Origin of the sequence: Ectopseudomonas toyotomiensis (genome assembly GCF_017167985.1) — a bacterium.
Taxonomy (GTDB): domain Bacteria; phylum Pseudomonadota; class Gammaproteobacteria; order Pseudomonadales; family Pseudomonadaceae; genus Aquipseudomonas; species Aquipseudomonas toyotomiensis.
Window position 1 is genome coordinate 5,082,770 of sequence record NZ_CP070505.1, and the last position, 26,166, is coordinate 5,108,935.

Sequence of the window (26,166 nt, forward strand, 5' to 3'; positions counted from 1 at the left end):
GACATGCCATCCAACGGAAGCAGCCTATAGGGTCGCCCAGGTTTCGTGGAACACCTCAGATTCGCAAGCCCCCCACAGGGGACTCGCCCGCAATTCGCAGGCGACATTGACGCATGGCCTGCTAGGCATCCCATGCATGAGACCATTCGGTCCGATTACGCCCCGCCGCCTTACCGCGATACAACGCAGCATCTGCCTGCTGTAGAAACTCGTCGAACAGCTGCACGCTGGTGAACTCATCCGAGACGCCGATGGTTGCCGTGCAGCGAATCGCTTGATCACGCTCAGTGCCGAGCACCTCGCTCTGTTCGATCGCTGCTCGCGTGCGCTCAGCCAGTTGCAGAACGCCGGCCCTGTCCGTGTCCAGGGCAATGACCACGAACTCCTCCCCGCCCAACCGGCAGATCAGATCGCCTTGGCGGACAGTGGCCTTGAGCACCTCGGCCACACGACTCAACACGAGGTCGCCAACATTGTGGCCGTGGGTGTCGTTGATGCGTTTGAAGTGGTCGATATCCACGATCAGCAGGTACGCCGCAGCGGCCTTGCGCGAACGAAAGTACAGCTCCAGGGCATCCATCAGCCCGCGTCGGTTGAGCAGTCGGGTCAATGGGTCGTGCGCGGCCAATGTGCGCAGCTCATCGGTGAGGCGGCGCAGCACCAGCCATACGGCGCAAGGCGGCAGTACCGTCGCCAGGAATGACATGTAGATGTAGAACACCTTCTGGAAGCCGCTGCTCAGATCCAGCGCCGCCAGGCCGCCCTCGACAATCATCGCGAACTTCATGGCGTTGAGGATGCAGATGCCGCCGATCAGCATGGCGAATACGATCATCTCGACGCGCAGGTCCTGGGCGAAGGTTCGCACACCATGCAGTACGGCCGCAGTCATGGCCAGGAACAACAGCGCGCATGAACCCGCCAGCAAGGCATGGCGCGCCTCGTTGCCGAGCCAGTATTGCACCAGCACCTGTATGAACGAGTAGGCCACCGCCAATGCGAGCAACGGACGCAGGATCGGTGTTGGCTGCCCAAAGAAACGCATACCGCCCAGCACATAGGCGACCGGGGCACTGAGCGTCAGCGTGTGGTTGACCATGCTCAACACGCCCCAACCCGGCGGGCCGCCGACCAGTTGCAGGATATAGGCGAGCCCAAGCAGAAGGTTGCCCAGGGCGAAGACTTCCATGCCCATCTTCTTGCCATTCAGCCGCGTACTGATAAGCAGGAACATCACGGAAAAACACAGCAGGTACACGCAGAGCATGCCAAGAATGACGGTAGTGACCATGGGTTCGCGCAAGTAGATAGGTGGCGACAGGAGCCTAGCACTAAGGGGATGGCGCAAACATGCGCACCCTCCCCTCGCTCTGCATTGCAGAGGCATGGCGTTTCACGCCCGCGGATCGTAGGCATATAAGACCAGCAAGGCAATTTGCCATCTATTCGCGCTGCGAAAGAGTTTCGACGAACACCTCGGACGAGAGGTTGCGCCAGTATCTGGCAGCCAGTCGCTCCGGGCCGCTGTCCTTCGCGTATCGATGGCCACCCGCCTCACGTTAATGCGTGGCACCGATGCTCGCTCGCAATACTGGCATATAGCCGTAAAAGCCGCGTTATCATGCCCGCGCCAGCGTTCGGCATGACGACAAGGAGCAGTAGATGAGCGATTCGCGCCAGGCGGCCTTTGCCCGGGAATGCGACCTGATCATGAAAGGCGGCATCACCAGTGGCATCGTCTACCCGCTGGCGATCACCGAGATCGCCAAGGCGTTTCGCCTGCGCAGCATCGGCGGTACCAGCGCCGGCGCTATCGCCGCGGCAGCAGCAGCCGCTGCCGAACTGGGCCGCCAGCGCTATCAGCAAGGTGAGTTGAGCAACGACCCAGCCGGCTTCGCGGAAATCGAACGACTGCCCCAGCACCTCTGCGTGCCCGCCGCGAATGGCCATGGCACCAAGCTGCTGGCGTTGTTCAAGCCTGCCCCGGCAGTGCGCGCCCTCTTCGATACCTTCATCGCCATCCTCGAGGTCAAGGGAAAAGGCCCCTGGACACGGTTGTTCGCGCCACTGAAGGTCATGCTCATGCGCCACAAGCTCACCGCCCTGGTCGGCGCCCTGCTGGCGGGCGGGCCGCTGTGGTGGAGCGCTGCCAGCAGCGCCAGCGCGCTGGTCTGGCTCTGGGTTTTGCTGTTCGCCGCGTTGGGTGGCGTGCTCGCCGTGGTCCTGCGCCTGGCCCTAGTGGCATTGCGTGAATTGCCAGCCAGCGGTTTCGGTCTGTGCAGCGGCATGCCAGAGACCGATGACGACGCCCCGGATGAAGCCCTGACCACCTGGCTGACCCAGTACTTCGATCGGCTCAGCGGTCAACACGACTACTGCGCCGGCCAGGCCGAAGCTGTCGAATGCGAGCGCCCCCTGACCTTCGGCGATCTGCGTCGCCATGGCATCGACCTGCAGGTGATGACCACCTGCCTGAGCATGGCGCGCCCTTTCCGCCTGCCATTTCGTGATGACGAGCAGGTGCGCGAGAACAACCAGTTCCATTTCCGCCAGGAGGAGTTCTCACGGTTATTTCCCCACCGTGTGGTGGCCTGGATGCGCGCTCACCAGCGCCCCGGCGATGAGCGCGGCGACGGGTACCTGCGCCTGCCACTGCCCGATGACCTGCCGGTAATCGTCGCCGTGCGCATGAGCCTGAGCTTTCCCCTGCTGCTCAGCGCCGTCCCGCTGCATGCCGTGGATTACCGCAAGGCCGAAAAGAAGCTGGAACGCTGCTGGTTCACCGATGGCGGCATCAGCTCCAACTTTCCCATCCACTTCTTCGATGCCGCGCTGCCCAGGCGCCCCACCTTCGGCCTCGACCTGGGGCCAACCGATGGCGCCGACGAACAACGCGTGCGCTTCCCTCGTAACAATGGCGATGCCCGGCTTGCCTACTGGCGCCGCTTCCCCCAGACGGGTTTGCCAGCCCTGCGCGGTTTCCTCGCCCTGCTCAGCAACGTCGCCAAGGACTGGAACCACGAAACCCTGTCGCTGATGCCCGGCTTTCGCGACCGTATCGGCCTGATCCAGCTGACCCGCGAAGAAGGCGGCCTCAACCTGACCATGCCCACCGAGCGCATCGAACGGCTGACCCGTTACGGACGCGAAGCTGGCCAGCAGTTCGTCCTGCGTTTCGGCGACCCGCAGCACTGGCAGCCCGGTGCCCAGGCCTCACCGATGAACTGGGAAAATCACCAGATCATTCGTCTGCGCCTGCAACTGGCCAGCGTCGCCGAACAACTGCAGAGCCTGGAAAGAGCCTGCCGCGAACTGCACGGCACCGAGCAGGACTACCAGCGCTTCTTCAGCGCCGATGCCAAACGCTACAGCTATCCCTTCAAAGGTCTCAGCGATCTGGAACAGGACCCGGACACCGGCCTGTACCGCACCCAGGCCGGCCTGGCTCAGGCGATGCTGGGCAAACTGCGGGAGATCGCCCAGATGATCGAACAGCACCCGGACAGCCACCCAGCCAAGGGCGCCCCCAAACCCACGCCAGAACTGAAACTGCGGCCGCGCCTGTAGGGCGCTGGCCGTCGCTTTGACGTCCTGCGCAGAACCCCACCAACAAAAGCCTCGGGCAAAAACAACGCCGAGTCGACTGAGCCGGCTCGGCGTAAACACAAACCCGTTTGCACAGGTTTATTACCGTCTTCAACGGTGGGCAGCTAGGACACAAAAAGAGCCGCCTTACAGTTTCGATCAGAAGGCCGGCAGTACCGCACCGTCATAACGCTTCTCGATGAAGGCCTTCACTTCCGGGCTGGTCAGCGCGGCGGAGAGCTTCTTGATCGCCTCACTGTCCTGATTGTCCGGGCGGGCCACCAGATAGTTGACGTAAGGCGAGTCGCTGCCTTCGATCGCCAACGCATCGCGCTTGGGATTGAGCTTGGCCTCCAGCGCATAGTTGGTGTTGATCAGCGCCAGATCGACCTGATTCAGTACACGCGGCACAGTGGCCGCCTCCAATTCGCGGAACTTGAAGTTGCGCGGGTTATCGACGATGTCACGCGGCAGCGCCTGGGCGCTGGTGGGGTCCTTGAGGGTCAGCAGGCCGGCTTTCTGCAACAGCAGCAGCGCACGGCCGGTGGTGCTGACGTCATTGGGAATGGCGATGGTGGCGCCGTTCGGCAATTCGTCGAGGGACTTGTGCTTGGCCGAATAGGCGCCGAAGGGCTCGACGTGCACGCCCTGCACGATCACCAGCTCGGTACCGCGCTGCGCATTGAAGGTGTCCAGGTACGGCTTGGTCTGGAAGTAGTTGGCATCCAGATTCTTCTGGCTCACCTGCAGGTTGGGTTGCACGTAGTCGGTGAAGACCTTGATATCCAGCTCCACGCCTTGCTTGGCCAGCTCGGGCTTGATCAGTTCGAGGATTTCGGCGTGCGGCACCGGCGTGGCGGCCACGCTCAGCTTTTCGCCAGCCTGGGCCAGGGAGGCAGTCAGGGCAGCGGCCAGGGTAGTCAGCAGCAGGGTCTTCTTCATGATGTCCTTGTTCTCGGTCTATGGCACCGGCTGGATCGACAGCCCGGCGCGTTTGGCAGGCACCCGGTGGATAGGGCGGGCTGGGCGCAACAGTACGGAGAAACATTTATGCCATAAAATAACTATTAATTATTTTCTTATATCCAAAAATAATCTCCCCCTTCTGCTTGTGAGCCCAGCCCCCTCCCGCCTAAAGTGAAAAGCCTTCGCTCCTTGGAGGCTCCCATGCTCACCGCCGCTCTCGCCCGCTTCCCCCGCCTGCAACTGATCCCTCAGGCCACTGCCCTGCAGCATCTGCCACGCCTGTCCCAGTACCTGGGCCGCGATATCTGGATCAAACGCGACGACCTCACCCCGTTGGCGCTCGGCGGCAACAAGGCACGCAAGCTCGAATATCTCGCCGCCGATGCGCAAGCCAAGGGGGCTGATGTGCTGGTCACGGCCGGCGCCATCCAGTCCAACCACGTGCGGCAGACCGCAGCGGTCGCCGCGCAGCTCGGCCTAGGCTGCCTGGCCCTGCTGGAAAACCCCATCGACAGCCAGAGCGACGACTACTTGGGCAATGGCAACCGCCTGCTGCTGGCTCTGTTCGGTGCCGAGGTGGAAAGCGTCGCCAACCTGGACAACGCTGATCAACTGCTGGAGACCGCCTGCCAACGCCTCAGTGCAGCCGGTCGCCGTCCATATCTGGTGCCCATCGGCGGATCCAATGCCCTGGGCGCACTCGGCTACGTGCGTGGCGGGCTGGAGCTGGCCGAGCAGATCGCCGCCAGCGGCCAGGACTTCGCCGCCGTGGTACTGGCTTCCGGCAGCGCCGGCACACATGCCGGGCTGGCCCTGGCGCTGGAAAGTGCGCGCCCCGGCACACGCGTGATCGGCGTCACCGTTTCGCGCACCGAGACGGCACAAAAGCCCAAGGTCGAAGGTCTACTCCAGCGCACTGCTGAACTGCTGGGGGTGGACGTGCCCCAAGGACTGAACCTGGAACTGTGGGACGCCTATTTCGCCCCGCGTTACGGCGAAGCCAACGCCGCCGGGCTCGAGGCCATAGGCCTGCTGGCGCGCCTGGAAGCGATCCTGCTCGACCCGGTCTACACTGGCAAAGCCTTCGCCGGGCTGCTCGATGGCCTGAAACGTGGTGCCTTCCCAGGCAATGGACCGCTGCTGTTCCTGCATACGGGCGGCTCACCGGCCCTCTTCGCCTACAAATAAAAATGAATATATGAATAACTTTTAATTATTTATAAGCATAATAATTTCCACCTAAAGTGGCGCCACCTTCCCACTTGCATGAGGTCACCATGACATTCTCCACCCTGCGTCGCCATTTCCTCTTCGCCAGCCTGGCTCTCATGTTGGGCGCCAGCCTCAGCGCACCGAGCTTCGCCGCCGAACTGCTCGATGACATCAAGGCCCGCGGCGCCATCAAGGTCGGCCTCGAAGGTACCTACCCGCCCTTCAACTACCAAGACGCCAGCGGCAAGCTGACCGGCTTCGAAGTGGAGCTGGCCGAAGCGCTGGCCAAGGAGCTGGGCGTCAAGGCCGAGTTCCAGCCAACCAAGTGGGACGGCATCCTCGCCGCGCTGGAGTCCAAGCGCCTGGACGTGGTGATCAACCAGGTGACCATCTCCGACGAGCGCAAGAAGAAATACGATTTCTCTACCCCCTACACCGTCTCCGGCATCCAGGCGCTGACCCGCAAGGCCGACGCCGACAGCATCAAGAGCGCCCAGGATCTGGCCGGCAAGAAAGTCGGCGTAGGCCTTGGCACCAACTATGAACAGTGGCTGAAAGACAACGTGCCGCAGGCCGACATCCGCACCTACGATGACGACCCCACCAAATTCCAGGATCTCAATGTCGGCCGCATCGACGTGATCCTGGTAGATCGCCTGGCCGCCTTCGAGATGGTCGAGAAAACCGGCGGCCGCCTGGCCGTGGCCGGCGACGCCTTTTCCCGTCAGGAAGCCGGCATCGCCCTGCGCAAGGGCAACCCTGAACTGCTCGCCGCCATCGACCAGGCGCTGGCCAAGCTGAGTGCCGATGGCACCCTCACGCAACTCTCCGAGAAATGGTTCAAGGCTGACGTCACCCGATGATCGAGTCCGCCCTTCAGTTGGCTCTGGAGTCTGCGCCCTTTCTGCTCAAGGGCGCCTACTACACGGTCATACTCAGCCTGGGCGGCATGTTCTTCGGCCTGCTGCTGGGCTTCGCCCTCGCCGTTGGACGTCTGTATGGACCAGCGCCACTGCGCTGGCTCACCCGCCTCTATGTCTCCTTCTTTCGTGGCACGCCGTTGCTGGTGCAGCTGTTCCTGATCTACTACGGCCTGCCGCAGCTGGGCATTCAGCTCGACCCGTTGCCTGCGGCGCTGATCGGCTTCTCGCTGAACATGGCCGCCTACACCTCGGAGATTCTCCGCGCGGCCATCGCCTCCATCGACCGCGGCCAATGGGAAGCAGCCGCCAGCATCGGCATGAGCAAGACGCAGACGCTGTATCGGGCGATCTTGCCGCAGGCTGCGCGCACGGCCCTGCCGCCGTTGGGCAACAGCTTCATTTCCCTGGTCAAGGACACCGCCCTGGCCGCCACCATCCAGGTGCCGGAACTGTTCCGTCAGGCGCAGTTGATCACCGCGCGCACCTTCGAGATTTTCACCATGTACCTGGCGGCCGCGCTGATCTACTGGGCGCTGGCCAGCATCCTTGCGCACTTCCAGGCGCGCCTTGAGGCCAGGGTCAACCGGCACGAGCAGGACAACTGATGATTTCCGTGCGCAATCTGCGAAAAGCCTTCGGCAGCAACGAAGTACTCAAGGGTATCGACCTGGACGTGGCCGCCGGCGAAGTGGTGGCCATCATCGGCCCCAGCGGCTCGGGCAAGACCACCCTGCTGCGCTGCCTCAACCTGCTGGAGCAACCCAGCGCCGGGCAGATCACCGTGGGCGATATCCATATCGATGCGGATAAACCGCTCAAGGGCCAGCAGAAGCTGATCCGCCAACTGCGCCAGCAGGCCGGCTTCGTGTTTCAGAACTTCAATCTGTTCCCCCACCGCACGGCGCTGGAAAACGTCATCGAAGGCCCGGTGCAGGTGAAGAAGGAGCCGCGCGAAGCAGCCCTCGCCCATGCCCGTGCCCTGCTCGCCAAGGTGGGTCTGAGCGGCAAGGAAGACGCCTACCCCAAACGCCTTTCCGGCGGCCAGCAACAGCGCGTGGCCATCGCCCGTGCCCTGGCCATGCGCCCGCAAGTGATCCTCTTCGACGAACCCACCTCGGCCCTCGACCCCGAGCTGGTGGGCGAAGTGCTGACCACCATCCGTGATCTGGCCGAAGAAAAACGCACCATGGTCATCGTCACCCACGAAATGGCATTCGCCCGAGACGTGGCGGACCGGGCGATCTTCATCGACCAGGGGCACATCGTCGAACAGGGCCCGGCCAAGACCCTGTTTACCGCGCCCCAACACGAACGCACGCGGCAGTTTCTCAGCAAGTTTCTGCTCGACCGCTCACTTTAGTCAGTCGCAGGCACGCGCCTTTCACCTTATCTACTGGCGACCCGATTGAGCGCGCTGATCCACCCGCAGCGGCGGGGAATGCATTGAGCAATTGCTGGCGACAGGCTGAGGTGAGAATGGGAGCAAGCGAAATTTTGGGGCTGCTTTCGGCCAGAAGCGGACAGTCAACCCAGTAAATGGATTTGTACCCTTTCCGCTCTGCCTCTAACCATCCAGATCACCGTTTCGCATAGCAATGGTGATGGCCTGGGCTGTCGTTGCAACGCCAAGACGGCGGCGCGCCGAGCGCAAATGGTTTTCCACCGTACGTTCCGACAGACCGAGCGTTGCGGCGATATCTGCCTGACGCTTTCCTGCAGCAGTCCACGCCAGGACTTCGCGCTCACGCTCGGAAAGTTTTCTGTACACGTCGCCCACTGGTGCCTCTAGCAACCGGCGAGCGGAGAAGAACGCCGCCGTGGCCACGATGCTCAGCGCCAGGCGAACCCGGAGGGTCGCATCCACCCGCTCCCCACCAAGGCTCATGGCGCCTTCAAGCCCCAGTGGACCGAATACGGGTATTTGCAATCCATGAACGCCGGGGCCCACCGGAGTACGAACCACCCGGTAAAGTTCGCCACCGTTGCCCTTCATTTTGCTCCAGTAAAAAGACTCACGGGTCTCCAGGATATGGCGAGTTACCGGACAGCGTCGGACATAAGTATCAGCGTCGACCGTATGCTCGTCGCCGAACCAGTCTCCCTCTACCCAGTAGATGCGTTCGACCACTTCGTCGCGTGCCGATGTGGCGGAAAACAGGACGAAGCGGTCGTAACCATGGGGCGTGGCAAAGGTGCGAACCGTCTCCTGGATCACCGAAAGCGCCTGGGCACTTTCGATCCCAAGGACGGCGCGAAATGCCGCCTCGGCCACTCCCTGAATCACCCCGCCGCCACCTCTTTCAGCAGCGCGGCGGCCGCCAGTTTGCCCAGGGCGTTGCCCGCGAGCGGGCTGTCGCCCGTCAGCAGCTTCCGGTCCTGGTGGGTTGCCCCCGAGATATCCTTGTTAAGGATCTCCAGGCCTAACGCCTTCAGTTCTTCACCGAATTTCCAGGTCAGATGGCCGGGCATGTAGCCGATGTCAGGCGTCTTCGCGTCCAGGTCATCGGGAAACGCGCAGATCTTATAACCGCTGAAAATACAGGTGTCTCGACCTTCGCCAATGCCTGCTGCGAGCAGAGCTGCGGGGCCATGACAAAGAGAAATCACGAACTTGTCGTTGGCCACAGCCCACTGAAGAACCTTCTTCACGTCTTCGCTCTCGGGCAGACCGATCAAGGCCCCGTGCCCGCCTGGAATAAACACGCCGATATAGTCGGAGTCTTCACCCAGCTTCTGCTCGATCACATCGGCCAGCTTGAGAGGGGTCTTGAACTGATCGCGATACTTGGCGTATTGCCCGTTTACCTCGGCGTCTTCGGAGGGCATGGCCCAGAACTCGAATTTGACCGGGTTGCCGGACAGGGTCGCGATGTCGAAGGCAAAACCGGCCTTATCCAGGTGGTACATGGGCAACAGTGTTTCTACGGGGTGGTTTCCCGTCGAAAACATGGTGCCGTTGTCCGTCAGCAAGTAGCGCTCATCGGCCCCGATCATCAGGACCTTCCAACGCCCGCCGCGATAGGGGTTCGGATAGTCGGCATCACTGAGGTCAGATTTGGGTGAGGTGAACTGGCTGAGCGAGTAAGGCGAAGGGAAAAAGGCATTGTCCTCTGCCGGGTCGGGGGTCGGGCGCTTGTCGTCAGTCTGTATGGTAGTCATGGGGTTTTCTCCGTCTCTCGGGTCGATTACTGAGAGCAATGCTAGGAAGGTGTCACGCCACAGGGCAATGAGGGATTTCCCTCAACGAACTACGCCAAGCACGCGAAGCTAACGCCAATCTGAGTTCCGATCAGTGAGTCTAGTCGAGCAGGAATTCCATCATCCGATCTCAGACTAACGATCATTTCAGCTCTGGCGCGCGGAGGCCCACCATGGTGTGGACCATGGGAGCGACCATCCCAAAGCTTATGGGTCGTTATCTGTCGGTCATGGTCACGCGGTGTGATGGTCAGATCCTGTGCAAAAGCTTGATCAAGCCGAATGCAATCAGGTGGTCAAGTAACTGCAATTGCGCATTTGAAAAGCGAGTGGACATTTCAAGCACTGCGAATTGCATGATTAGGCTGCCTGAATCGCCCTTGCTTCATCGGCACCCTAAATCCTCCCAAAAGGGACAGATTTATTTATTGAGGATCACCGTCCGCTTCTGGCCGCTAGCAGCCCTTGCCCTCCCCCCGCCCCCGCGCTACAGTCCGCCCTGTCACGGTCAATCCCGTGACCGGGTGTGGTAGCCCGATTCACACGAAGGCGCGGTAGCGCCATAGTCGAGAGCAGGCGCTTTTTTTGTGCCTGCTGTTTTCTCGCGCATTTATGGCGGGCCGTGTGAGGCAGGCTTCGGCCTGGCCGGCGTCCTTCGTGGGTCGGTCTACCACCCTTGCACGGTCCGCCTCCATATCGTGTGGTAGCGAATGGAACGCGGCTCCTTAAATCCACGAAGGAGCATAAGGAAAATGCACTATCCCCCTTTTACCCAAGGGCTCCGCCCTGGGCTGCCGGCTGTCGTGTCGACTTCCGTTCTGGAGGTGTCGCATGGCCAGGTCTGAATCCGTCGTTATCCCCTTCCCCACACCACGCAATCCCTTACATAGCCATGTGGCCGACGAGTGTCCGCACCAGGCTGCGGCTGAGTATCTGGCGGCGTTGCTGGCCAAGCTGTTGCGGCGGGTGCCGGAGCCGGAGTTGGCGAACATCACCAATGCGCTGCTGAGCGAGTTGGCCGCGCTCTATCGCCGGGCCATCGCCCAGGCAGCCGGGAGGGCCGAGCATGATTGAGTTGCAACGGTACCTCACCCACCTGCCCGCTCATGACGGGCAACCAGCAGCGGACTTCGGCTGGAGCGAAGATTGCCAGGCCAGCTTCGGTCACGGCGTGCAGACCGCGCAGGCCTGGCTGGACGACGCCAACAGCGGCTGGCTGTGGGCCAACCTGTTGCTGGAGCGCCAGCTGTACCCGCCGGGTGCGCAGCGCCATGCCTTCGAGCTGGGCTTTCTCAGCCGCATCCACCAGCGCTTGTGTTCACCCCTGGGTGGCGAGCACGGGGCCAAACGTACGGAGTTCAGGCTGTAGGCAACAGGCGCGGCGCTGTGCGGCAGCTTGCCTACTGCTCGCACACGCGCCATCCGTCGCCTTGTCTATGCATCAACCCGATCTGGACCTCAGCACACCCTGCTCAGCACTGGTTACGACTCTACTCAGTAGCGCCGCGTGCTCATCAGTTCTTCCAGCACCCGGGTGGTGACGCGAAACGGTATCGACATATGGTCCTCGCCCGCCTCGAGCTGGAAATCACTGCGCAGACCGTACTGCGAGAGGGGTTCCAGACGCAGCTGCAGTGAACGCACATCCTGAATTTCCTGCGGCATTTCACGGTCACCCACCCACATGCTCAGGCTGCGGTGGGTCAGATCCAGTTCTCCTGCATGCGCTCGTTTGGTGAATGCCCGCTCATGCTCCAGCAGGTAGCGGTCACGCCACCACAGGCTGGGACTGATGGCGACCACATGCTGGAACAGCTGCGGCCGGGTAAACAACGCGTAGATGCCGAACATGCCACCGAAGGAATGGCCGACGAGGCTGACCTGATCCTGATCGACCTTGAAGCTCTGGTTGACCCGAGGCATGAGGCGCTGCTCGATGAAATCGAGAAACAGGTCCTGGCCACCCTGCGGCGGATCATTGCGCTCGGGCAGTTGCGGCGGCGAAAGGTCGAACGCACGACGCTCGAAATCCAGCGGCGTACTGCTGGGGTAACCAATGGCGACGATAATCGCCTTGCGCCATTGCTTTTGCGCCCGCTTGGCGGCATGGAATGCCGGAAAGTAGGCATTGCCGTCGAGCAGATAGACCACCGGGTAGCCGCCGGTGTAAGGCACATCGCCCTCCGGCAGGCTGACCATGATGCGATAGTCACGGCCCTCGGCACTCTTCATCAGCCATTGTTCACTAGCGTCCAGATTGACCTGGTTGGCCTGGGCAGAGGCAAAACCACCTAGCAGCAGGGCCATTACGGCGCCGCGCAGCCAGCTCAGCGCACTCACCAGCTGTAGCTCAGGCTGGTGATCACGCTGCGCGCCTCGCCACGATAGCAATAGCCGTCCTGACAGTTGACGTATTGCTTGTCGGTCAGGTTGCGGGCATTGACGGCTAGACGCACACCGTCCAGGTCGCCAGCGAAGTCGTAGTGCACGCCGGCGTCGAACAAGGTGTAGTCCTCGCTCTTCACCGTGTTCATGTTGTTGCCATAGACGCTACCGGTGTAGCGCGCGCCGGCACCGAAACCAAGGCCTGAAAGCAGCTTGTAGTCCAGCCACAGCGCCGCCATGTGGCGCGGCGTGTTTTTCGAATCCTTGCCCTGGTTGCCATCGTTGCTCTTGGTCACCTCGGGGTCGTTGTAGCTATAGCTGGCTGTCAGATGCAGGCGCTCGCTAAGGTCGGCCACAGCCTCCAACTCCAGACCACGTGATACCTGTTCGCCGGTCTGTACGGTGTTGAGCGGATCGAGTGTGTCGCGGGTCGAGACGTTCTCCTGCGTCAGGTGATAGAGCGACGCGGTGAACAGTGCGCTGGTGCCGGGCGGCTGGTACTTGAGGCCGATCTCATACTGCTTGCCTTCGGTCGGTTTGAGCGGGCCGGCGGCGTTGCTGCCGCTCTGCGGCAGGAAGGACTCGGCATAACTGGCATAAGGCGCCAACCCATTATCGAACAGGTACAGCGCCCCCAGTTGATAGGTGGTAGCAGAGTCACTGCGCTTGCTATTGCTATCGCTCAGGTTGTCGCTGGTTCGTACATGCACCCAGTCGCGGCGCACGCCGGCCGACAGACGCCAGCGGTCGAGTTCGATCTGGTCCTGCAGATAGATGCCACTACGCTGGGTCAGGCTGTCCTGGTCAGCCAGCAAGGCGCCGGGACGACTGACCGGCTGGTGATAATCCGGTGCATTGATGTCGATCGACGGCGCCGGCCCGGTGGCGTAAAGCACCGAACTGTCGAACCAGGTGTAATCCCAGCCAGTCAGCAGGGTGTGCTGCAGTTCGCCAGTGGCGAAACGGCTGACCAGGCGAGTGTCGCTGCTCACCGACTCCATATCCTCGTATACACCGACGGCATAACGCTCCATCACCCCGTTGGTGATCGTGCCGTTGGGCTGCAGATACTGGTTGGTGGTGTCCAGCTGGCCGTAACGCAGATTCTGCTGCAGGCTGAAAGTGTCGTTGAAGGCGTGCTCGAACTCGTAGCCGAACGTCCACTGACGCTGGCCGAGCTTGTCGAAGTACTCATCGCCCTGCCAGAAATCGGTGAGGCGGTTACCGTCGTGATAGAGCATTGGCGAGGCGGCGGTCTCGCGCTCCTGATATTGCGCCAGCAGGGTCAGGCTGGTGGCTGGATCGATCTGCCAGCTCAGCGACGGCGCCAGCATGCGCACGTCATTGTTCAGCTGTTCGATGTCGTAGTGGGCGTCACGATAGACGCCGACGGTGCGAAACAGCACGTCGCCCGCCTCGTCCAGCTTGCCGCCGACATCGAACTGTCCTTGCCGGTGATCGTGATTACCGGCCTGGACTTCCACCTGATTCTTCGCCTGCAGGCTAGGCCGCTTGCTCACCCGGTTGACCATGCCGCCGGGGCTGATCTGCCCGTACAACACCGAAGCCGGGCCCTTGAGCACCTCGATGCGCTCCAGGGCGTAGGCCTCCGTGCCGTAGATGGACAACCAGCCGTTGTAGGGCTGGCGCAGACCGTCGAGGAAGTCGGCGGACATGGTCGTGTCGAAGCCGCGGATATTGATCTGATCGAAGCGCGGATCGAGCCCCGAGCCGCCGGTACGCACGCCTGCGCTGTAGGCCACGGCGTCTTCGACGCGGTCGACCTTGCGATCGGCGATCTGCCCGGCGGTGACCACGCTGATGCTCTGCGCGGTCTGCAGAATCGGCAGATCGGTCTTGGTCGCGGTGCTGGCATTGCTGGCGAAATACCCCGGAAGCGGCGCAAAGGCGCTTTGCGTCGGTGCGGCCTCGACAGTCACTGGCTGCAGCTGATAGCTGTCATCAGCGCGTAGCGGCCGTACCACATAACCAGACGCGGTCTTCTCGGCCACCAGCCCGCTGCCGCCGAGAATCTGTGACAAGCCTTCCTCGACCGACCGTGCGCCTGCCGAGCCGGAGCTAACCCGCCCGCGGACCGTCTCCGGCGAGTACGACAAGGTGATGCCGACCCGCTCGGCATAGAGGCTCAGCGTTTGATCCAGCGCCCCACCCGGTACATCAGCAGCGGACGCACGCGGCGCCGGCTCGGCCGCCAGCAACGCGGGGCTGGTGGCTGCGCCGCATAGCGCCAGGGCGATACAAATGGCAGTGGACAGCTTGCGCGGTTGCAGGCACGACGGCAGAGAGCAGGTAGAGCGCATGAGGGTATCCATTCAGGGAGTGATCACCCCTAACCGGATGAGCCGCCAAAGTCCGACAAAAATTTTTAAGCGATGGGCACAACGCGCACCCACCAACGGGTTCGCTCGACCAGCGCCACCGGCAACAGATGGGTGATGTTGCGCAACATCAGTTCAGGCTCAGCGAGGCGGAACACACCGGACAGGCGCAGGTCGGCCACCGCCGGATCGCAGCCCAGCCAGCCGTGCCGGTAGCGCCCCGCCTCGGCGAGAAAATCCACCAGGCGAATGTCGTTGACCACCAGCAGCCCGCGTGTCCAGGCGAAGGGATCGAGTGCGCCTCGCCCCAGCGGACTCATGCCCCTGGCCGATACCGCCAGCCCTTCGCCGGCCAGCAACTGACGCTGCCCCGCCGCGGCGCGAACCAAAACCTCACCCTGCGCCACCCGTATTTCGCTGCGGTTGTCGTACTCGCGCACCGACATGCGCGCGCGGTGCCCCACGCACTCGGCAAAGGCGCAACGTAGTTGCCATTGCGCGCCCTCGACCAGCGCTTCACCGCTACGCAACAGGAGCTCCTGGTCGTGAACATCGATTGAGCTACCGGTGTTGAGCAGCACCTCGACATCACCCGGCAGCTCGAGCCGCCGTGTTTCGCCGGTGGCCGTGGCGAAGTCAGTGCGCCACACCGGCGCCGAGGCCGCCGCCAGCAGCGTAACGCTACCGGCCGTCAAACCGAGCAGCTTGAGCATCCGGCGCCGACTCAGATCCGCCTCGGCCCGCTGCAACAAGGGAATGGCCTGCGCCGCATCGCCCAGCGGATTCAGCCGAAACAGCCCGGCCATCTGCTGCAGGCGTTGCCAGGCCTGGTCGTGCTGTTCGTCTTGCGCCAGCCAGTCATGCAACTGGCGTTGCAGCTCGGCGCTGGCAGGCTCGGCGCGCAGGCGCATCTGCCATTCGATGGCCGCACGGACGATGGACTCGGAAGGCTGCCCGGCGGCCATCACGGCGCGGCTTCGAAGCACAGGCGATAGCAATGCAGCAAGGCATTGGATACATGCCGCTCAACGGTACGACTGGAAATGCCCAGTTGCCGCGCCACCTGCGCATGGTTGAGGCCGCCGAGCTGATACAGCAGAAACGCCTCGCGCACGGCGGGCTTCAACCCTTCGAGCAACTGCGCGATACGCTCCAGGGACTGCAAGGCCTCATAGCGAACCTCCGGCGACGGATGGCTCGCCTCGGGCAACAGCGCCAGGGCTTCGAGATACGCGCGCTCCAACGCATCGCGCCGCCAATGATCGATCACCAGGCCACGTGCGATACGCGCCAGCAAGGCACGAGGCGCCCGATTATCGACAGGCTGATCACGCACCAGCAGGCGCAGAAAGGTGTCCTGAACCAGATCCGCCGCCTGCTGCGAACAGCCGACCGAACGTCGCAGCCAGCCATGCAGCCAGCCCTGATGCGTGCCGTACAGCACCTCAAGGGGAATGATCGAATCGGTTTCGGACGGGGACATAAAGCGACGCATACCAACAGACTGAAAACACCATGGATAAGCATGGCGACCGCTGCGAACATTAATAGCGAATCATTCTTATTACAAATTTTTCAGCATGCGAAGCACCAGCCTTGCGAGTCAGGTCGTCCCACCTCGCCCTTTCACCTAGCGGTGATCACTAAAATGACCGCCGCCTTGCCCCCTTTTATCTCGAGCGGCCCATGACGGGCTGTGGTTCGAAGTGCCAAGTGATACCATTGCGCGCTTCAACGTCGCCCTGAGTACTACCAGGCCCCGGCGCCACGATGCCCGACACTCCCCCCATGCCTCACCAGCCTTATCGGCTCGTCTGCCGGCAGGGGCGTAGCGTTCACTTATATGCGCAGGTTCGTCTTCCTCGGTTCGGGCCGGGCTGAAAGGCTCGAAAGCGGTATCACCCTTTAAACAGCGCACCTCAAGTTATTGATAGGTAAGTCCTTTGATTTCCACCGCTAACATCACCATGCAGTTCGGCGCCAAGCCGCTGTTCGAGAACGTTTCCGTCAAGTTCAACAACGGCAACCGCTACGGCCTGATCGGCGCCAACGGCTGCGGCAAGTCGACCTTCATGAAAATTCTTGGCGGCGACCTCGAGCCCTCCGGCGGCCAGGTGATGCTCGAGCCGAACGTGCGCCTGGGCAAGCTGCGCCAGGATCAGTTCGCCTACGAAGAATTCAACGTGATCGACACCGTGATCATGGGCCACGAGGAGCTGTGGAAGGTCAAGGCCGAGCGCGACCGCATCTACTCGCTGCCAGAGATGAGCGAAGAAGACGGCATGAAAGTCGGCGAGCTCGAAGGTGAGTTCGCCGAGATGGACGGCTACACCGCCGAATCGCGCGCGGGCGAGCTGCTGCTGGGCCTGGGCATTCCGCTCGAGCAGCATTTCGGCCCGATGAGCGAAGTCGCCCCCGGCTGGAAGCTGCGCGTGCTGCTGGCCCAGGCGCTGTTCTCGGACCCGGATGTGCTGCTGCTCGACGAGCCGACCAACCACCTGGACATCAACACCATCCGCTGGCTGGAAACGATCCTCACGGCGCGCAACAGCACCATGATCATCATTTCCCACGACCGTCACTTCCTCAACTCGGTCTGCACCCACATGGCTGACCTGGATTACGGCGAGCTGCGCCTGTTCCCGGGCAACTACGACGAGTACATGACCGCCGCGACCCAGTCGCGCGAGCAGCTGCTGGCCGACAACGCCAAGAAGAAAGCGCAGATTTCCGAGCTGCAGAGCTTCGTCAGCCGCTTCTCGGCCAACGCCTCCAAGGCCAAGCAGGCCACCAGCCGCGCCAAGCAGATCGACAAGATCCAGCTGGCCGAGGTCAAGCCGTCGAGCCGTGTCAGCCCGTTCATTCGCTTCGAGCAGAACAAGAAACTGCACCGCCAGGCCGTGACCATCGAGAAGGTGTCCAAGGCCTTCGACGACAAGGTGCTGTTCAAGAACTTCAGCTTCACCGTCGAAGCCGGCGAGCGCGTGGCGATCATCGGCCCCAACGGTATCGGCAAGACCACCCTGCTGCGCACCCTGGTCGGCGAAATGGAGCCGGATGCCGGTTCGGTGAAATGGACCGAGAGCGCCGAGGTTGGCTACTACGCTCAGGATCACGCCCACGATTTCGAAGATGACGTGACCCTGTTCGACTGGATGGGCCAGTGGACGACCGGTGAGCAGGTGATCCGCGGCACCCTCGGGCGCATGCTGTTCTCCAACGACGAGATCCTCAAGTCGGTGAAGGTCATCTCCGGTGGTGAGCAAGGCCGCATGCTGTTCGGCAAGCTGATTCTGCAGAAGCCCAACGTGCTGGTGATGGACGAACCGACCAACCACCTGGACATGGAATCGATTGAAGCGCTCAACCTGGCGCTGGAGAACTACCCAGGCACGCTGATCTTCGTCAGCCATGACCGCGAGTTCGTTGGCTCCCTGGCCACACGCATCATCGAGCTGTCGGATAACGGCGTGACCGACTTTTCCGGCACCTACGACGACTACCTGCGCAGCCAGGGCATCATCGTCTGAAACTCCCAAGCCCCCCTCTCCCATTTATGGGAGAGGGGTTGGACGACAGCACTCTCAGCCCAGAAACAACAAAGCCCGCTTTCGCGGGCTTTGTTGTTTCAACGCTCTGTTCAGGCAGTGGCGAACAGCTCGGAGATACGCTGCGCTGCACCTTTCATGGCTTCGGCGCGCGGCTCTTCGCCGTAGGCCAGGCCTTCGGCGCGAACGATCTCGATGTCATCGATGCCGACGAAATTCAGCATGCGCACCAGATAGTCCTCATGCGCCTGGCCAGACGGCTGGCCGGCATGAATACCACCGGCGCTGGAGGCGATCACCACGGTCTTGCCGCCAGCCAGCCCTACCGGGCCATTCTCGGTGTATTTGAAGCTCTTGCCGGCGACGGCAATGCGGTCGATCCAGGCCTTCAGTTGGCTGGGAATCGCGAAGTTGTACATCGGCGCACCGATGACGATGGCATCGGCCGCGAGAAACTCTTCCAGGGTGCGTTCGGCCAGCTCGGCCTCGTGTTTCTGCGCGGCGTCACGCAGCTCGGCCGGAGTGCCGGCGGCTACCAGGGTGGCAGCGGAAAAGTGGCTCAGCGCATCGCTGGCCAGGTCGCGGTAGGTCACCTGAACATCTGCAGTCACAGCGCTCCAGGCCTCGACTACAGAACGGCTGAGCTGACGGGAAGCGGAAGCATCGCCGAGGATGCTGGAATCGAGGTGCAGTAGTTTCATAGGTGCTCTCCAGAGTGCTATGCGACGTGGTGACGCAATTCCGGGGAGGCTACCGATGTAACCAATAGCCGATAAGATGGCAAAAATGCGATAGTTCGTCCCACTGATAGGACGATGACATGCATGACCTCAATGACCTGTTCTACTTCGCCAAGGTAGTGGAAGCCGGTGGTTTCGCCGCTGCCGGGCGTGCCTTGGGCATTCCCAAATCGCGCCTGTCGCGGCGCATCGCCGAGCTGGAGCAACGCCTGGGTGCGCGTTTGCTGCAACGCTCGACGCGCAAACTGGCGCTGACCGATATCGGCGAACGCTACCTGCGCCATTGCCAGGCGATGTTGCTGGAGGCCGAACAGGCCGAGGAAACCGTGACCAACCTGACCAGCGAGCCGCGTGGTCGGGTGCGCTTCTCCACACCACCGGGCGTGGCCCTATTGCCCGACGTGATCAATGATTTTCTGACGCGCTATCCCAGGGTGCAACTGGAGGTCGTGCAGACCAGCCGCCGTATCGATCTGCTCAACGAGGCTGTGGACGTCGCCCTGCGCGTGCGCAACGCCGATGACGAAGAACCGGGCCTGATCACTCGCCGCCTGCTACCGGCGCGCGCGCTGGTGGTGGCGCGCCCGGATCTGATCGCCGGGCTGCGCCTGGAACAGCCTGAAGATCTGCAGCAATTGCCAGCGCTGGGCGCCATCGGAGCCGACCGGCGCATTCACCTGCGCTTTCATCACAACACGACGCAGGAGGCTCGCGAGATCGCTTTGGAAGCGCGCCTGGCCGTCGACGACTTTCCCATGCGCAAGTCGGCGGCACTGGCCGGGGTGGGCATTACCCTGCTGCCCACCACCTACTGCCACGAGGAATTGGCCGATGGCAGCCTGGTGTCATTGCTGCCGCACTGGACGGTGCCAGAGGGCTATGTCCAGTTGGCCTACACCCACAGGCGCGGCATGTCGCCGGCTGTCCGCGCCTGGATCGAGTTGCTCAGCGACGCATTCAGTCGCTGGAGCTTCCCGCTCTGACTCAGATGCGGAACTGCCGCACCAGCGCCCCGAGGCGATCACCGAGGCCAGCCAGGCTGCGTGCTGTCTGCGCGCCACGCTCGGTTTCGTCGGCAACGCTATCCACGGCAACGGCGATCTGATGCACGCTGCGATTGATCTCCTCGGCCACTGCCGTCTGCTCCTCGGCGGCGCTGGCGATCTGCGCGTTCATCGCATTGATGGTGGCGATCAGCTGAGCAATGGCATCGAGCGACTCTCCGGCCTTGTTGGCCTGCTCGCTGGTCAGCTCTCCGGCATCGCTGGAGCGGCGCATCGAGGTCACTGACTGCTGGGTGCCCTGCTGCAGACGGTCGATCATGCCCTGGATTTCCTGGGTGCTCTGCTGGGTGCGGCTGGCCAGTGCACGCACCTCATCGGCGACCACGGCGAAACCGCGCCCGGCCTCACCGGCACGCGCGGCTTCGATGGCGGCGTTGAGCGCCAGCAGGTTGGTCTGCTCGGCGATGGAGCGAATCACGTCGAGCACGCTGACGATGGACAGTACGTCCTGCTGCAGGTTGTCGAGCGATACGCCGCTGCTGCGGATGTCCTCGACCAACGAGTGAATACGCTGAATGCTGCCATCGACCACGCTCTTCGCCGCCTGGCCCTCGCGGTCGGTCTGCTGCGCGGCTTCAGCGGCGTTCTGCGCGCTCTTGGCGACTTCGTGAGCGGCGGCGGACATTTCGTTGATCGCCGTGGCCACCTGATCGGTTTCATGGCGCTGCTGCCCCATGGCCTGCTCGGAGCGCTGCGCCTGCTCCGATACCTGACTCACCAGCTCGGTGAGCTGCCCGGTCATCTCGACGATCTGCCGCACCAGGCCATGCACCTTCTCGACAAAACGGTTGAAGGACCCGGCCAACTGGCCCAGCTCGTCCTCACTGGTGACGGGCAGACGGCGGGTTAGATCGCCCTCACCCGCGGCGATATCATCGAGGTTGGCCTTGATTTGCTGCAATGGACGCAGGAAGGCGTTGCTCAGCCAGACACCTATCACGCCGAACACCAGTAGAAGGACCGCCGCCACTACCATGATGCTGGTGATGATGGTACCGATGCGGCGGTCGATCTCGGCCTGTACTTCGGCGATCTGCGCCTCGATACCGTCGAGGTTGAGCGCGGTGCCAAGGGCCATATCCCATTTGGGCAGGTAGTAGCTGTAGGCGAGCTTGGGCACCATTACCGATTCGTTACCCGGCAGCGGCGAGGAGTAGTTGACGAAGTAGCTGTTGTTCTTCGCCACATTGACCAACTCACGGTTGATGTACACACCGTTCGGGTCGCGTCGGTCGGCTAGGCTCTTGCCGACATCCACCGGGCTGTCGCCACGGAACAGGCGCACCACGTTGGAGTCGTGGCCGAAGAAGTAGCCGTCGGCGCCGTACTTGATCTTCGAGAGGATGGCGATGGCCTGTTCGCGACTGGCCATGTCGCCTTGCGCGGCGCCATCGTAGAGCCCCTTCACCGAGCCCAGTGCGATCTGGATATAGTGCTCGAGCTCGCTGCGTTTCTCCTGCAGCAGACGCTCACGAGTCTCGGCCACTTCGTCAGCAGCCAGATTCTGCAGCACCCTCGCCGCCGTACCGCTGAGCACCAGCGCGAAGAGGATGACGGGAACCAGTGCAAGCAGGATTACCTTGGCTTTCAATGTCAGGCGCATTCTTATTGTCCTTGTGTGCGAAACCAAAAACGGGGCTACCGATATATCGGCAACCCCGTGGAAGAATTAAGCGACCCAAGGCGCCGAGAACTTAATCCGGCGTCTGTTCACGCCTTTACAGCAGCATAGCGGCGGCCCAACCGAACGCCAGCAGCGGCAGGTTGTAGTGCAGGAAGGTGGGCACCACGCTGTCCCAGATGTGGTTGTGCTGACCGTCGGCGTTCAACCCCGAGGTTGGCCCGAGCGTCGAGTCCGAGGCAGGTGAGCCGGCATCGCCCAGGGCACCGGCCGTGCCGACGATGCAGACGATGGCCAGCGGGCTGAAACCCAGTTGCACGCCCAGCGGCACGAAGATCGCGGCGATGATAGGGATGGTCGAAAAGGAAGAGCCGATGCCCATGGTCACCAGCAGCCCGACCAGCAGCATCAGCAGCGCGCCAACGGCCTTGTTGTGGCCGATCAGGGCTGCCGCGCTATCGACCAGCGTCTTGACCTCACCGGTGGTCTTCATCACCTCGGCGAAACCGGCCGCAGCGATCATGATGAAGCCGATCATGGCCATCATCTTCATGCCCTCGGTAAACAGGCCGTCCGCCTCTTTCCAACGCACCACGCCGGACACCGAGAAGATCACGAAACCGACCAGCGCGCCGATGATCATCGAGTCCAGCCACAGCTGCACGACGAACGCTGCAGCGATGGCCAGCCCCGCAACCAGCAGGCTCAAGGGGTTGTATTGCACATCCACGCGCTCGGCCTGGGCGACCTTTTCCAGGTCATAAACGCGCTTGCCACGATAGCTGAACAGCACCGCCACGAGCAGCCCGCATAGCATGCCCAGCGCCGGAATGGCCATGGCCTGGGTGATGCTGATACCCGTGACGTCGACACCGGACTTGGCAACATTGGCCAGCAGGATCTCGTTGAGGAAGATGCCGCCAAAACCCACCGGCAGGAACATATATGGGGTGATCAAACCGAAGGTCAGCACGCAGGCGATCAGGCGACGGTCCAGTTGCAACTTGCTCAACACATAGAGCAGCGGCGGTACCAGCAACGGAATGAAGGCGATGTGGATCGGCAGCAGGTTCTGCGAGGAGATCGCCACCGCCAGCAGCAGCCCGATCAGCAGCCACTTCAGCGCTCCACCTGCGCCTTCCTGCTGCTGGCCGACCAGCGCCAGCGCCTTGTCCGCCAAGGCGTGAGCCAGGCCCGACTTGGCGATGGCCACCGCGAAAGCGCCAAGCAGCGCGTAAGACAGTGCAACCGTCGCGCCACCACCGAGCCCCTGGTTGAACGCTTGCAGCGTGCCCTCGACGCCCAGCCCTCCAAGCAGCCCACCGGCCAGCGCACCAATGATCAGCGCCACTACCACGTGTACGCGACAGAGACTGAGGACCAGCATGATGCCGACCGCAGCGATTACAGCGTTCATAAAGCACTCCACCTGCACGACGCAAAAAGCCGCGTACTCTGCCGTAAGCGAGCCACACCTGTCAAAACGCATGCTCGTTCATTATTTAAATCGAAACGTGCATAATTCCGACCACACACCGTATCGATCAAGAATGCGGGCTGCACACCGATAACCCTGTTAGTCCATGCAGAAAGGAACGCACCATGCTGTTCAGCCGTCTTTCGATCCAATGGAAGATCACCCTGCTCGCCGGCCTGTGCCTGCTCGCCATCGTCACCTTGCTGGTGGGCGCCTCGCAGTATCAGTCCAGCCGCAGCGCCAGCCTGGTGCGCGATGCCAGCTCTGCCATGCTGGAAGAGAGCGCGACACTACGCCTCAAGGCGCGCAGTGAATTACAGGCGATTCGCATCCAGCGTTACTTCATGGACGCCTACCAGTACGGTAAGGGGTTTTCCCGGCAGATCCTGTTTCTGCGCGAGCAGGCTGAGAAGCGCTTTCTCGATGCCTTCGACCTGCGTGAAGACCTGACCCGCCAGGTGCGCAGCAGCCTGGAAGCCAACCCCGCCCTGCTCGGCCTGTACCTGGTGTTCGAACCCAACGCTCTGGACGGCAAGGACGAGCTGTTCGCCGACCAGCCCGACCTGGGCAGCAATGACGCAGGGCGCTTCGCGCTGTACTGGGCACAGCCCACGGTTGGCAAGCTGGAAGCCGAGGCCATGACCGAAGAGTTACTCGGCGACACCACGCCGGGTGACAACGGCGTGCCTTACAACGCCTGGTACACCTGCCCGCGCGAGACTCGTCAGGCCTGCGTACTGGAGCCTTATTACGACGAGGTCGGCGGGCAGAAGACACTGATGACCAGCATCGCCTTCCCGCTGGAACTCGACGGCAAGATCATCGGCGTGATGGGCGTCGATATCAGCCTGGCCAGCCTGCAACAGATCAGCCAGGAGGCCAATCGCGAGCTGTACGACGGCCAGGGCCATATCAGTATCTTCAGCCCCAGCGCCCTGCTGGCGGGCCACAGCCGCGACGGCAGCCTGCTGAGCCAGCCGGTCGAGCGCGCCTTTCCCGAAAACGCCAGCGAACTGCGCGGCCTGATCCAGAGCGGCAGCGATGCCGAGCTACATCACGGTGACATGCTCCGCGAGATCAGCCCGTTCAAACCCATCCCCGAGTCAAAGCCCTGGTCGGTGCTGCTCGAAGTACCTCAGAACGTGCTGCTTGAGCGTGCCATCAAGCTGGGCGCACAGCTCGATGCCAACCGCGCCAGTGACAGTCTGGTCGCGCTGCTGATGGGGCTTGTCGCGGTGATCGCCGGCCTGCTGCTGATGTGGCTGACGGCACGCGGCGTAACGCGGCCGATTCTTGGTGTGGCCGCCATGCTCAAGGATATCGCCAGCGGCGAAGGCGACCTGACCCGCCGCCTGCAATACGCCCGTCAGGATGAGCTGGGCCAGTTGGCTGGCTGGTTCAACCGCTTCCTCGACAAGCTGCAGCCCATCATCGCCGACGTGAAGAACAGCGTGATCGACGCCCGCAGCACGGCCGATCAGTCGGCGGCCATCGCCAGCCAGACCAGCGCCGGCATGCAGCAGCAGTACCGCGAGGTCGATCAGGTGGCCACCGCCTTCCAGGAAATGAGCGCCACCGCTCAGGATGTCGCACACAATGCCGCGCAGGCCGCAGAAGCCGCGCGCAATGCCGACCAGGCCAGCCGCGAAGGCCTGCAGGTGATCGACCGCACCACCAGCACCATCGATCTTTTGGCCAATGAAATGAACGTGGCCATGCAGGAAGTCGAAGGTCTGGCCAGCAGCAGCGAGCAGATCGGCTCGGTGCTGGAGGTGATTCGCTCGATTGCCGAGCAGACCAACCTGCTCGCCCTCAACGCCGCCATCGAGGCCGCGCGCGCCGGTGAAGCCGGTCGCGGCTTTGCCGTGGTCGCCGACGAAGTACGCAACCTGGCCAAACGCACCCAGGATTCGGTGGAGGAAATTCGCCAGGTGATCGAGGGCCTGCAGAGCGGTACGCGCGAGGTCGTCAGCACCATGCACAGCAGCCATCGCCAGGCTCAGGGCAGCGTCGAGCAGGTGCAGCAGGCCGTGGCTGCGCTGCAGCGCATCAGCCAGGCGGTCAGCACCATTACCGACATGAACCTGCAGATCGCCAGCGCGGCGGAGGAGCAGAGTTCGGTGGCCGAGGAGATCAACCGCAATGTCGCCTCGATTCGCGACGTCACCGAGGCCATCACCGCGCAGGCCGACGAGTCGGCGCAGGTGAGCCAGAACCTCAATCGCCTGGCCAATCACCAGCAGAGCCTGATGGATCAGTTCCGCGTGTAACCTCAGGTAGGGTGCGCCGCGCGCACCTCAATCCGGGCCGCGCACAGGTGGACATGACGCCAAATCATCCTCGATCTGGCGGCGCTTCCCTTGCGGCGCAGGCAGGCAATCGCCTAGCCTGCGTTCTTTTTCGGGGGAAGCAGCATGCTCAATATCGCCTTGGTCGCCGGCTCCAGCCGCAACAACAGCCAATCGGGAAAGGTCGCTCGCGTGCTGCGTCAGCGCCTGATCGAGATGGGGCAAACCACTCAGGACACCAGCAGCATCATCGATCTGGGCCTGGCGCCCCTGCCGCTGTGGCCCGCTGAAGATGCCGGCCCCTGGTCCATGTACCAGCAACAACTGGCGGCTGCCGATGCGGTGGTGATCATCGCACCGGAGTGGAACGGCATGGCCTGCCCGGCGATCAAGAATTTCTTCATCTACGCCAGCAAGGCCGAACTGGCACACAAGCCAGGCCTGCTGGTTGGCGTTTCCTCCGGTATTGGCGGCGCCTACCCGATCAGCGAACTGCGCGCCTCCAGCTACAAGAACTGCCGCCTTTGCTACCTGCCGGAGCACCTGATCGTGCGTCAGGTCGAGAAGGTGTTGAACGGTCCGCAGCCCGTAGACGAAGCCGATGAGCGCATCCGCGCCCGCATTGATTACGCGCTCGATGTACTGGTGCATTACGCCCACGCCCTGCAGCCGGTACGCGCCGCCATCAGCTTCGACAACTCGGTCTTCGCCAACGGTATGTAAGGGATCCGTAGGGTGGATTAGCGGCGCTGAACGCAGCGTTTGCAGACGCCAGCGATCATGCTGCGCCGCGTAGCCCACCAGACGATGGTGTGACCGG

Annotated in this window: 22 protein-coding genes; 11 read left to right on the top strand and 11 right to left on the bottom strand. The window is 62.5% G+C overall.

The genetic code is table 11. The features are described 5' to 3' along the window. Positions 1–121: 121 nt before the first annotated feature. Positions 122–1,291 (bottom strand): GGDEF domain-containing protein, encoded by a 1,170-nt coding sequence (locus JWV26_RS23610; RefSeq protein WP_206417947.1) that lies wholly within the window; start codon positions 1,289–1,291, stop codon positions 122–124. 371 nt (positions 1,292–1,662) lie between these two features. On the opposite strand from JWV26_RS23610, the gene JWV26_RS23615 reads away from it, so the two are divergent. Continuing rightward, positions 1,663–3,567, top strand: coding sequence for a patatin-like phospholipase family protein (locus JWV26_RS23615; RefSeq protein WP_206417948.1), 1,905 nt, complete (start codon positions 1,663–1,665; stop codon positions 3,565–3,567). A gap of 177 nt (positions 3,568–3,744) precedes the next feature. Here the strand turns inward: JWV26_RS23615 and JWV26_RS23620 are convergent, their stop codons facing one another. Next, positions 3,745–4,527, bottom strand: coding sequence for a MetQ/NlpA family ABC transporter substrate-binding protein (locus JWV26_RS23620; protein ID WP_206417949.1), 783 nt, complete (start codon positions 4,525–4,527; stop codon positions 3,745–3,747). A 225-nt stretch (positions 4,528–4,752) separates the two neighbouring features. Here JWV26_RS23620 and JWV26_RS23625 point away from each other — a divergent pair, with 225 nt between their 5' ends. From JWV26_RS23625 to tcyN, 4 genes are all read left to right on the top strand, one after another. Further along, the gene (locus tag JWV26_RS23625) at positions 4,753–5,739 is read left to right on the top strand and encodes a D-cysteine desulfhydrase (RefSeq protein ID WP_206417950.1); all 987 of its coding nucleotides are present in this window, start codon (positions 4,753–4,755) and stop codon (positions 5,737–5,739) included. Between the two features lie 89 nt (positions 5,740–5,828). Then, positions 5,829–6,626 carry a cystine ABC transporter substrate-binding protein gene (tcyJ, locus tag JWV26_RS23630; RefSeq protein WP_206417951.1) on the top strand — a complete coding sequence of 266 codons (798 nt, stop codon included), beginning with the start codon at positions 5,829–5,831 and terminating at the stop codon, positions 6,624–6,626. After that, positions 6,623–7,291: a cystine ABC transporter permease gene (tcyL, locus tag JWV26_RS23635; RefSeq protein ID WP_072423776.1), complete on the top strand. Its 669-nt coding sequence runs from the start codon at positions 6,623–6,625 to the stop codon at positions 7,289–7,291. The genes tcyJ and tcyL overlap by 4 nt, the downstream gene beginning before the upstream one ends. Continuing rightward, a complete protein-coding gene (gene tcyN / locus JWV26_RS23640) occupies positions 7,291–8,046 on the top strand; it encodes an L-cystine ABC transporter ATP-binding protein TcyN (protein ID WP_017676645.1) in 756 nt (251 codons plus the stop codon). The genes tcyL and tcyN overlap by 1 nt, the downstream gene beginning before the upstream one ends. A gap of 204 nt (positions 8,047–8,250) precedes the next feature. On the opposite strand, the gene JWV26_RS23645 is transcribed toward tcyN, so the two are convergent. Then, positions 8,251–8,970, bottom strand: a complete 720-nt coding sequence (locus tag JWV26_RS23645; RefSeq protein ID WP_074914029.1) for a PA1136 family autoinducer-binding transcriptional regulator — start codon at positions 8,968–8,970, stop codon at positions 8,251–8,253. Beyond that, positions 8,967–9,845, bottom strand: coding sequence for a glyoxalase III HchA (gene hchA, locus JWV26_RS23650; protein ID WP_206417952.1), 879 nt, complete (start codon positions 9,843–9,845; stop codon positions 8,967–8,969). Before hchA ends, JWV26_RS23645 begins: the two co-directional genes overlap by 4 nt. 870 nt (positions 9,846–10,715) lie before the next feature. On the opposite strand from hchA, the gene JWV26_RS23655 reads away from it, so the two are divergent. Next, on the top strand, positions 10,716–10,958 hold the full coding sequence (locus tag JWV26_RS23655) for a hypothetical protein (RefSeq protein WP_206417953.1): 243 nt from the start codon (positions 10,716–10,718) through the stop codon (positions 10,956–10,958). Further along, positions 10,951–11,253: a LasR-specific antiactivator QslA gene (locus JWV26_RS23660; protein WP_079783612.1), complete on the top strand. Its 303-nt coding sequence runs from the start codon at positions 10,951–10,953 to the stop codon at positions 11,251–11,253. Before JWV26_RS23655 ends, JWV26_RS23660 begins: the two co-directional genes overlap by 8 nt. A gap of 125 nt (positions 11,254–11,378) precedes the next feature. Here JWV26_RS23660 and JWV26_RS23665 read toward each other — a convergent pair whose 3' ends face one another. From JWV26_RS23665 to JWV26_RS23680, 4 genes are all read right to left on the bottom strand, one after another. Next, positions 11,379–12,224 (bottom strand): alpha/beta hydrolase, encoded by an 846-nt coding sequence (locus tag JWV26_RS23665; RefSeq protein ID WP_241201244.1) that lies wholly within the window; start codon positions 12,222–12,224, stop codon positions 11,379–11,381. After that, positions 12,221–14,590 carry a TonB-dependent siderophore receptor gene (locus tag JWV26_RS23670; RefSeq protein ID WP_206417954.1) on the bottom strand — a complete coding sequence of 790 codons (2,370 nt, stop codon included), beginning with the start codon at positions 14,588–14,590 and terminating at the stop codon, positions 12,221–12,223. The genes JWV26_RS23665 and JWV26_RS23670 overlap by 4 nt, the downstream gene beginning before the upstream one ends. A gap of 65 nt (positions 14,591–14,655) precedes the next feature. After that, entirely contained in the window at positions 14,656–15,594 is a 939-nt protein-coding gene (locus JWV26_RS23675) for a DUF4880 domain-containing protein (RefSeq protein WP_241201245.1), read from the bottom strand. After that, positions 15,573–16,091 carry a sigma-70 family RNA polymerase sigma factor gene (locus JWV26_RS23680; protein WP_074919122.1) on the bottom strand — a complete coding sequence of 173 codons (519 nt, stop codon included), beginning with the start codon at positions 16,089–16,091 and terminating at the stop codon, positions 15,573–15,575. The genes JWV26_RS23675 and JWV26_RS23680 overlap by 22 nt, the downstream gene beginning before the upstream one ends. A 460-nt stretch (positions 16,092–16,551) precedes the next feature. Here JWV26_RS23680 and JWV26_RS23685 point away from each other — a divergent pair, with 460 nt between their 5' ends. Next, positions 16,552–18,138, top strand: a complete 1,587-nt coding sequence (locus tag JWV26_RS23685; RefSeq protein WP_021488852.1) for an ABC-F family ATPase — start codon at positions 16,552–16,554, stop codon at positions 18,136–18,138. Positions 18,139–18,248: 110 nt separating this feature from the next. Here JWV26_RS23685 and JWV26_RS23690 read toward each other — a convergent pair whose 3' ends face one another. Continuing rightward, the gene (locus JWV26_RS23690; RefSeq protein ID WP_021488851.1) at positions 18,249–18,857 is read right to left on the bottom strand and encodes an FMN-dependent NADH-azoreductase; all 609 of its coding nucleotides are present in this window, start codon (positions 18,855–18,857) and stop codon (positions 18,249–18,251) included. Between the two features lie 119 nt (positions 18,858–18,976). Between JWV26_RS23690 and JWV26_RS23695 the strand changes: the two genes are divergently transcribed. Beyond that, positions 18,977–19,879, top strand: coding sequence for a LysR substrate-binding domain-containing protein (locus JWV26_RS23695; RefSeq protein ID WP_072426366.1), 903 nt, complete (start codon positions 18,977–18,979; stop codon positions 19,877–19,879). Position 19,880: 1 nt separating this feature from the next. Here the strand turns inward: JWV26_RS23695 and JWV26_RS23700 are convergent, their stop codons facing one another. Together JWV26_RS23700 and JWV26_RS23705 are read right to left on the bottom strand one after the other, a co-directional pair. Beyond that, positions 19,881–21,563, bottom strand: a complete 1,683-nt coding sequence (locus JWV26_RS23700) for a methyl-accepting chemotaxis protein (RefSeq protein ID WP_206417955.1) — start codon at positions 21,561–21,563, stop codon at positions 19,881–19,883. A gap of 115 nt (positions 21,564–21,678) precedes the next feature. Beyond that, a complete protein-coding gene (locus JWV26_RS23705) occupies positions 21,679–22,998 on the bottom strand; it encodes a Na+/H+ antiporter family protein (RefSeq protein WP_206417956.1) in 1,320 nt (439 codons plus the stop codon). Positions 22,999–23,183: 185 nt separating this feature from the next. On the opposite strand from JWV26_RS23705, the gene JWV26_RS23710 reads away from it, so the two are divergent. Both JWV26_RS23710 and JWV26_RS23715 read left to right on the top strand, forming a co-directional pair. After that, on the top strand, positions 23,184–25,328 hold the full coding sequence (locus JWV26_RS23710; RefSeq protein WP_206417957.1) for a methyl-accepting chemotaxis protein: 2,145 nt from the start codon (positions 23,184–23,186) through the stop codon (positions 25,326–25,328). Between the two features lie 144 nt (positions 25,329–25,472). Then, positions 25,473–26,069 carry an NADPH-dependent FMN reductase gene (locus tag JWV26_RS23715; RefSeq protein WP_206417958.1) on the top strand — a complete coding sequence of 199 codons (597 nt, stop codon included), beginning with the start codon at positions 25,473–25,475 and terminating at the stop codon, positions 26,067–26,069. Positions 26,070–26,166 lie beyond the last annotated feature (97 nt).

Coding starts and splice junctions, on each gene's coding strand:
- hchA (WP_206417952.1), bottom strand. CDS start 9,845: ATGACTACCATACAGACTGACGACAAGCGCCCGACCCCCGACCCGGCA.
- tcyL (WP_072423776.1), top strand. CDS start 6,623: ATGATCGAGTCCGCCCTTCAGTTGGCTCTGGAGTCTGCGCCCTTTCTG.
- JWV26_RS23615 (WP_206417948.1), top strand. CDS start 1,663: ATGAGCGATTCGCGCCAGGCGGCCTTTGCCCGGGAATGCGACCTGATC.
- JWV26_RS23655 (WP_206417953.1), top strand. CDS start 10,716: ATGGCCAGGTCTGAATCCGTCGTTATCCCCTTCCCCACACCACGCAAT.
- JWV26_RS23705 (WP_206417956.1), bottom strand. CDS start 22,998: ATGAACGCTGTAATCGCTGCGGTCGGCATCATGCTGGTCCTCAGTCTC.
- tcyJ (WP_206417951.1), top strand. CDS start 5,829: ATGACATTCTCCACCCTGCGTCGCCATTTCCTCTTCGCCAGCCTGGCT.
- tcyN (WP_017676645.1), top strand. CDS start 7,291: ATGATTTCCGTGCGCAATCTGCGAAAAGCCTTCGGCAGCAACGAAGTA.
- JWV26_RS23625 (WP_206417950.1), top strand. CDS start 4,753: ATGCTCACCGCCGCTCTCGCCCGCTTCCCCCGCCTGCAACTGATCCCT.
- JWV26_RS23700 (WP_206417955.1), bottom strand. CDS start 21,563: ATGCGCCTGACATTGAAAGCCAAGGTAATCCTGCTTGCACTGGTTCCC.
- JWV26_RS23695 (WP_072426366.1), top strand. CDS start 18,977: ATGCATGACCTCAATGACCTGTTCTACTTCGCCAAGGTAGTGGAAGCC.
- JWV26_RS23690 (WP_021488851.1), bottom strand. CDS start 18,857: ATGAAACTACTGCACCTCGATTCCAGCATCCTCGGCGATGCTTCCGCT.
- JWV26_RS23710 (WP_206417957.1), top strand. CDS start 23,184: ATGCTGTTCAGCCGTCTTTCGATCCAATGGAAGATCACCCTGCTCGCC.
- JWV26_RS23715 (WP_206417958.1), top strand. CDS start 25,473: ATGCTCAATATCGCCTTGGTCGCCGGCTCCAGCCGCAACAACAGCCAA.
- JWV26_RS23660 (WP_079783612.1), top strand. CDS start 10,951: ATGATTGAGTTGCAACGGTACCTCACCCACCTGCCCGCTCATGACGGG.
- JWV26_RS23610 (WP_206417947.1), bottom strand. CDS start 1,291: ATGGTCACTACCGTCATTCTTGGCATGCTCTGCGTGTACCTGCTGTGT.
- JWV26_RS23680 (WP_074919122.1), bottom strand. CDS start 16,091: ATGTCCCCGTCCGAAACCGATTCGATCATTCCCCTTGAGGTGCTGTAC.
- JWV26_RS23670 (WP_206417954.1), bottom strand. CDS start 14,590: ATGCGCTCTACCTGCTCTCTGCCGTCGTGCCTGCAACCGCGCAAGCTG.
- JWV26_RS23620 (WP_206417949.1), bottom strand. CDS start 4,527: ATGAAGAAGACCCTGCTGCTGACTACCCTGGCCGCTGCCCTGACTGCC.